At 75.7% G+C, this 6,348-nt stretch carries 5 protein-coding genes and 1 tRNA gene; all 6 read left to right on the top strand.

Going from position 1 to position 6,348, the window contains the following annotated elements:
- Window positions 1-76: 76 nt before the first annotated feature.
- On the top strand, window positions 77-1,297 hold the full coding sequence (locus ADY01_RS31095) for a M20 metallopeptidase family protein (RefSeq protein ID WP_049580059.1): 1,221 nt from the start codon (window positions 77-79) through the stop codon (window positions 1,295-1,297).
- 211 nt (window positions 1,298-1,508) lie between these two features.
- A complete protein-coding gene (gene egtA, locus ADY01_RS31090; protein WP_078900767.1) occupies window positions 1,509-2,999 on the top strand; it encodes an ergothioneine biosynthesis glutamate--cysteine ligase EgtA in 1,491 nt (496 codons plus the stop codon).
- Window positions 2,996-4,366 carry an ergothioneine biosynthesis protein EgtB gene (egtB, locus tag ADY01_RS31085; RefSeq protein ID WP_049580058.1) on the top strand — a complete coding sequence of 457 codons (1,371 nt, stop codon included), beginning with the start codon at window positions 2,996-2,998 and terminating at the stop codon, window positions 4,364-4,366. The genes egtA and egtB overlap by 4 nt, the downstream gene beginning before the upstream one ends.
- A complete protein-coding gene (gene egtC, locus ADY01_RS31080; RefSeq protein WP_049580057.1) occupies window positions 4,366-5,118 on the top strand; it encodes an ergothioneine biosynthesis protein EgtC in 753 nt (250 codons plus the stop codon). The genes egtB and egtC overlap by 1 nt, the downstream gene beginning before the upstream one ends.
- Before the next feature lie 51 nt (window positions 5,119-5,169).
- Window positions 5,170-6,138, top strand: coding sequence for an L-histidine N(alpha)-methyltransferase (gene egtD, locus ADY01_RS31075; protein WP_049580060.1), 969 nt, complete (start codon window positions 5,170-5,172; stop codon window positions 6,136-6,138).
- 27 nt (window positions 6,139-6,165) lie between these two features.
- Window positions 6,166-6,238, top strand: a tRNA-Arg gene (locus ADY01_RS31070).
- Window positions 6,239-6,348: the final 110 nt, after the last annotated feature.

The following is a 6,348-nucleotide window of genomic DNA, read 5'->3' as shown; positions in this document are numbered from 1 at the left end:
CCTCCGCCCACCGGGGTAGCCCCCAGCACCACCGCACCACCGCACCACCGCACCACAGCAGGGAAGGACACCGACCATGAAGCTCCTCGACGACGCCACGTCCCTGACCGACGACCTCACCCGCCTCCGCCGCGATCTGCACCGCATCCCCGAGGTGGGCCTCGACCTCCCCCGCACCCAGGAGGCGGTCCTCGCCGCCCTCGACGGGCTGCCGCTGGAGATCACCACGGGAACGGGCCTGACCTCCGTCACCGCGGTGCTGCGCGGCGCCCGCCCCGGCCCCACCGTGCTGCTCCGCGGCGACATGGACGCCCTGCCGGTCACCGAGCGGACCGGCCTCTCGTTCGCCGCGCCCGTCGACCGCATGCACGCCTGCGGTCACGACCTCCACACCACGATGCTCGCCGGCGCCGCCCGCCTGCTGGCGGCCCATCGCGATCGGCTGGCGGGGAACGTGCTGTTCATGTTCCAGCCGGGCGAGGAGGGGTTCGACGGCGCGGGCCACATGCTCGCCGAGGGCCTGCTCGACGCCGCGGGGGAGCGCCCGGTCGCCGCGTACGCGCTCCACGTGATATCGCACACCTGGAAGTCGGGCGTCTTCGCCGCCCGCGGCGGCCCCGCGATGGCCGCCTCCAACGTCCTGGAGGTGACGGTGCGCGGCGCGGGCGGCCATGGCTCGACGCCGCACCGTGCGAAGGACCCGATCCCGGCGGCGTGCGAGATGGTGACCGCGCTCCAGACGTGGATCTCGCGGAGCTTCGACGTGTTCGACCCGGTGATCCTGACGGTCGGCACCTTCCACGCGGGCACGCAGTCGAACATCATTCCGGACACGGCCACGTTCCGGGCCACCGTCCGCAGCTTCTCCGACGCGGCGCGGGCGCGGCTGCGCGAGGGCACGGTCGGCGTCTGCGAGGGCGTCGCGGCGGCGCACGGCCTCACGGCGGAGGCGACGTTCTTCGAGCAGTACCCGGTCACGGTCAACGACCCGGCCGAGGCGGCCTTCGCCGCCGGCACGGTCCAGGAGGTGCACGGGGAGGAACGTTACGCCCCCATGGAGAACCCGATCCTGGGCTCCGAGGACTTCTCCCGGGTCATCGACGCGGTGCCCGGTGCGATGATCTTCCTCGGCGCCACCCTGCCGGACGCCGATCCGGACACCGCCCCGGCCAACCACTCGCCGCTGGCCGCGTTCGACGAGGCGGTGCTGCCCGACGGGGCGGCGCTCTACGCGGAGCTGGCCATGCGCCGCCTGGCCGCGGCGGCGGAGTCCCCCGCGGGCGCCGTAGCTCCGTAGCGCCGGTAGCGCTGCCGCGCCGTCGCGCTGTCGCGCTCCCCGGTCCGGCGGTCGCCCGCCGCCGGGCCGGGACGCCCCCTCTCCGGCACACCACTCGGGTGGCCCTGCGTCGCTGCGCGGGGCGCCCCCGGCCGCCGTACCGTGAATCCGACATACCGGAAGAATTCTCTCGGGCGGAAGCGGTCGGACGAGTCGGAGGAGGGTGGCGGTCATGGCGTGGCAACCGGGCCTTGGATCCGCGGCGAGCGACGCGCCGGACCCGGCGGACCCGTCGGCGAACGCGCCGGCGGACGAGCCGCCGGGCGCGGTGGAGAACGCGCCGGGGGACGCGCCGGAGCGGGACAGCGAGGCGCGCGCCGCCGTCCTGGGCGAGCGGGAGGCCGAGGCCCATGTGCGGGCCGCCTGCTTCACACCCGGCCCGCCGGGACGCACCGGCGTCGAGCTGGAATGGCCCGGCGGCGACCCCGCCGACCCCGGTCGGCTGCCCCCGCCCGGGGTCCTGGACGCCGCCCTCGCCCCGCTGGCCGAGCCGGGCGCCCTGCCGGGCGGCGGCCGCATCACCCGCGAACCCGGCGGCCAGATCGAGCTGAGCAGCAGCCCCGCCGCCACCCTGGACGGCTGCGTCCGGGCCGCCGCCGAAGACGTCGCCCGCCTCAGGCACGCATTGGCCGACGCGGGGCTCGCCGCCCTCGGCCTCGGCCTCGAACCCCACCTCACCCCGCCCCGCACGCTCGACCACCCGCGCTACCGCGCCATGGAGAGCTACTTCGACCGGTTCGGACCCGCGGGCCGCGTCATGATGCGGGCCACCGCCTCCGTTCAGATCAGCCTGGACGCGGGCGACGAGTCCGACGGCGTCACCGGCTACCGCCACCGCTGGCTGCTCGCCCACCGCATCGGCCCGGTCCTGGTCGCCGCCTTCGCCAACTCCCCGCTCTGGCGCGGCCGTCCGACCGGCTGGGTCTCCACGCGGCAGGCGCTGTGGGCGCGCATCGACCCCGGCCGCACGCGTCCGCCCGACCCCGACGAGGGCCGGAACGCGCCCGGCGCGCACGGCGTGCCCGGCGCCGCGGGCGTCCCGGGCGCCGGCGTCCCGGGCATCGGCGGCGAGGGAGCGGGCGGCGACGGCGGCGACCCCCGCGCGGCCTGGGCCCGTTACGCCCTCGACGCCCAGCTCCTCTGCGTCCGCCGCACCCCGCCCGCCACCTGGACCGCCCCGCCGGGCCGGACGTTCCGCTCGTGGCTGCGCGGCCCGTTCGGCGAACGCCCGCCCAGGCTCGCCGACCTGGAGTACCACCTCGGCACCCTCTTCCCTCCCGTACGGCCGCGCGGCTGGCTGGAGTTGAGGATGATCGATGCCCAGCCGGGCGACGACTGGACCGTTCCGCTCGCCGTCGTCCGCACGCTGCTCGACGACCCCCAGGCCGCCCGCGCCGCCTACGAGGCGACCGAACCCCTCACCGGCGGACGCCCGTTGCCCCGCCCCGACCTGTGGCTGCGGGCCGCCAGACTCGGGCTCGCCGAGCCGGGGCTCGCCACCGCCGCCCGCGCCTGCCTCGCCGCCGCCGACAGCGCCCTCGCCCGCGACCCGGCCTGCGCCGAAGTGCGCCGGATCGTGGGCGAGTTCACCGACCGTTACGCGAGCCGCGGCCGGTGCCCGGCCGACGACCAGCTCGACCAGCTGGAAGGAGCCAGGCGATGACCGAGCACACCCTCGCCCCGGAGATCACCGCCATACCCGTCCGCGAACGGGCCCGCATCGCCCTCTCCACGGCCAGGCGCCGCACCCGGGCCCTCACCGAGTGCCTGCCCGACGCCGAACTGACCGCGCAGCACTCTCCGTTGATGTCCCCCCTGGTCTGGGACATGGCCCACATCGCCAACCAGGAGGAGCTGTGGCTCGTGCGCCGCGCCGGGCGCCGGCGGGCGCTCCGCCCCGACCTGGACCCCCTCTACGACGCCTTCCGCCACCGCCGCGCCGACCGCCCCGCCCTGCCGCTGCTCCGCCCCGCCGAGGCGCGCCGCTACCTCGCGGGCGTCCGCGACCAGGCCCTTGACGTGCTGGCCTCCGCGCCCGACCCCGGCGACGGCTTCCTGTTCGGCATGGTCGCCCAGCACGAGCAGCAGCACGACGAAACGATGCTGGCCACCCACCAGTTGCGGCGCGGCCCCGCCGTCCTGCACGCCCCCGCGCCACCGGCGCCGCCGACACCCGCACCCGCCCTGCCGCACGAAGTCCTCGTCCCCGGCGGCCCGTTCACCATGGGCGCCACCGCCGACCCCTGGGCCCTGGACAACGAACGCCCCGCGCACACCGTCGACCTCCCCGGCTTCTGGCTGGACGCCGTGCCCGTGACCAACGCCGGCTACCAGGAGTTCATGGCCGACGGCGGCTACGACGACCCCCGCTGGTGGCAGCCCGAGGGCTGGCTGCACCGCAAGCGCGCCGAGATCACCGCCCCCGCCTTCTGGGGCCGCGACGGCGCCACCTGGCTGCGCCGCCGCTTCGGCGTCACCGAGCCCGTGCCGCCGGACGAACCGGTGCTGCACGTCTCGTGGTTCGAGGCCGACGCCTACGCCCGCTGGGCCGGGCGGCGGCTGCCCACCGAGGCCGAGTGGGAGAAGGCGGCCCGACACGACCCGGCGACGGGCCGCTCCTCCCGTTACCCCTGGGGCGACGCGGCGCCCGACCCGGCCCACGCCAACCTCGGTCAGCGCCACCTCCAGCCCGCCCCCGCCGGCTCGTTCCCGGCGGGCGCCGCGCCCTGCGGCGCGCTCCAACTCCTGGGCGACGTCTGGGAGTGGACCGCCAGCGACTTCACCGGCTACCCCGGGTTCGCGGCGCACCCCTACCGCGAGTACAGCCAGGTGTTCTTCGGGAACCTGCACAAGGTGCTGCGCGGCGGCTCGTTCGCCACCGACCCGGTCGCCTGCCGCTCCACGTTCCGCAACTGGGACTTCCCCGTCAGGCGCGAGATCTTCGCGGGCTTCCGCACCTGCCGGAGCGCCGAGTCCCCGGCGCGCGAGCAGGGGCGCGGGCAGGGGCGCGGGCGCCGGGGGCCGCGCTGATGTGCCGCCACCTCGCCTACCTCGGTCCGCCCCGCCCCCTCGCCGAACTCCTCACCGACCCGGCGCACAGCCTCTACGAGCAGGCGTACGCGCCCGCGCACGCCCCCGCGCACGCCCAGGCGCCCACGGTGAACGCCGACGGCTTCGGCATCGGCTGGTACCCGCCCGAGGACGGCGCGGGCCCGGTCCGTTACCGCCGCGCCGTCCCCATGTGGGCCGACGCCAACCTGCCCGGCCTCGCCGCCGTCATCCACAGCGGCGCCGTCCTCGCCGCCGTGCGCGCCGCCACCCCCGGCACCAGCCACGACGAGTCGGCCGCCGCCCCGTTCGCCCTGGGCCGCTGGCTGTTCAGCCACAACGGAACCGTCCCGCGCTGGGAACTGCTCCCGGCCGACACCGGCGAACGCCTGACCGCCGCCGAACTCCTCGGCATGGAGGCCCGCAGCGACTCCGCCCTCCTCTGCGTCATGACCGGCCGCCGCCTGACCACGGGCCGGCCGCTGGGCGAGGCCCTGGCCGACGTCGTCCACCGCACCACCGACGCCCGCCCGGCCGCCCGCCTCAACCTCCTCGTCACCGACGGCCACGCCATCGCCGCGACCCGGCACGGCGCCAGCCTCTGGTACCGCACGGCCGAGGACGAGGTCACCGTCGCCTCGGAACCCGCCCCGGGCGAGCCCGGCTGGCACGAGGTCCCCGACCACTCGCTGATCCTCGCCACGCAGCACACCACGGAGATCGAGCCCCTCTGAGCGATGCCCCTGAACCGCGCCTCGCACGGCGCCTTCGAAAGGAACCCCGGGATGCGCCTCACCATGGACAACCGCCTGCCCGCCGACCACGCCGCCCGCGCCCTGCGCGCCGACGCGGAGGCCGCCTTCACCGAACGGCCCCGCGCCCTGCCGCCCAAGTGGTTCTACGACGCGCACGGCAGCGTGCTGTTCGACCGCATCACCCGGCTCCCCGAGTACTACCTCACCCGCGCGGAGAAGCAGATCCTGCGCGCGCACGCCGCCGGGATAGCCGAGGAGACCGGCGCCCGCACGCTGGTCGAACTCGGCTCCGGCACCTCGGAGAAGACGCGCATCCTCCTCGACGCCCTGACCGAGGCGGGCACGCTGAAGCTCTACGCGCCGGTCGACGTGAGCGACACCGCCCTGGAGGCCGCCGCCGAGGGCCTGTGCCGCGACTACCCGGACCTCAGCGTCGCCGCGACCGTGACCGACTTCGGAACGGACCTCCCGCTGCCGGGCTCCGGCCCGCACCTGGTGGCGTTCCTCGGCTCCACCATCGGCAACTTCACGCCCGAGCAGCGCGCCGCGTTCCTCGCCCGCGCCCGCGCCGCCCTGACCACGGAGGGTGACGCACTGCTGCTGGGCGTCGACCTGGTGAAGGAGCCCTCGACCCTGATCCGGGCCTACGACGACGACCAGGGCGTGACGGCGGCGTTCAACAAGAACGTCCTCCGCGTCCTCAACCGCGAGCTGGGCGCGACGTTCGACCTCGGCACGTTCGACCACAGGGCCGTCTGGAACGCGGAGGAGGAGCGCATGGAGATGCGTCTGCGCGCCCGCGTGACCCACTCCGTCGAGATCGCCGCCCTCGCGATGACGGCCGAGTTCCTCCGCGGCGAGGACCTGCTGACCGAGGTCTCCACCAAGTTCCGCCGGGAGTCCCTGACCGAGGAACTCACCGGGGCCGGCCTGAACACCACCCACTGGTGGCCCGATCCCCAGTCCCGCTTCGCCCTCCTCCTGGCCACCCCCGCCTGACCACCCCGCTACACTGGGCCGAGCCCAGCCTCAGTAGCTCAGGGGATAGAGCACCGCTCTCCTAAAGCGGGTGTCGGCAGTTCGAATCTGCCCTGGGGCACGCGCGATGAACGCCCCGGACCAGTCATGGTCCGGGGCGTTGTCGTGGGGTCAGGCGGTCAGGGGTGGGTTGAGGCGGGCGAAGGCGGGTTGGCGGTGGTAGGGGAAGTG

This window comes from Streptomyces sp. SBT349 (assembly GCF_001083795.1).
Classification (GTDB): domain Bacteria; phylum Actinomycetota; class Actinomycetes; order Streptomycetales; family Streptomycetaceae; genus Streptomyces.
This window is presented reverse-complemented; position numbering and strand designations above follow the sequence as displayed.

Bases quoted from the DNA above. Each gene is read 5' to 3' on its own strand.
- ADY01_RS31095 (WP_049580059.1), top strand. From the start codon at position 77: ATGAAGCTCCTCGACGACGCCACGTCCCTGACCGACGACCTCACCCGC.
- egtA (WP_078900767.1), top strand. From the start codon at position 1,509: ATGGCGTGGCAACCGGGCCTTGGATCCGCGGCGAGCGACGCGCCGGAC.
- egtC (WP_049580057.1), top strand. From the start codon at position 4,366: ATGTGCCGCCACCTCGCCTACCTCGGTCCGCCCCGCCCCCTCGCCGAA.
- egtD (WP_049580060.1), top strand. From the start codon at position 5,170: ATGCGCCTCACCATGGACAACCGCCTGCCCGCCGACCACGCCGCCCGC.
- egtB (WP_049580058.1), top strand. From the start codon at position 2,996: ATGACCGAGCACACCCTCGCCCCGGAGATCACCGCCATACCCGTCCGC.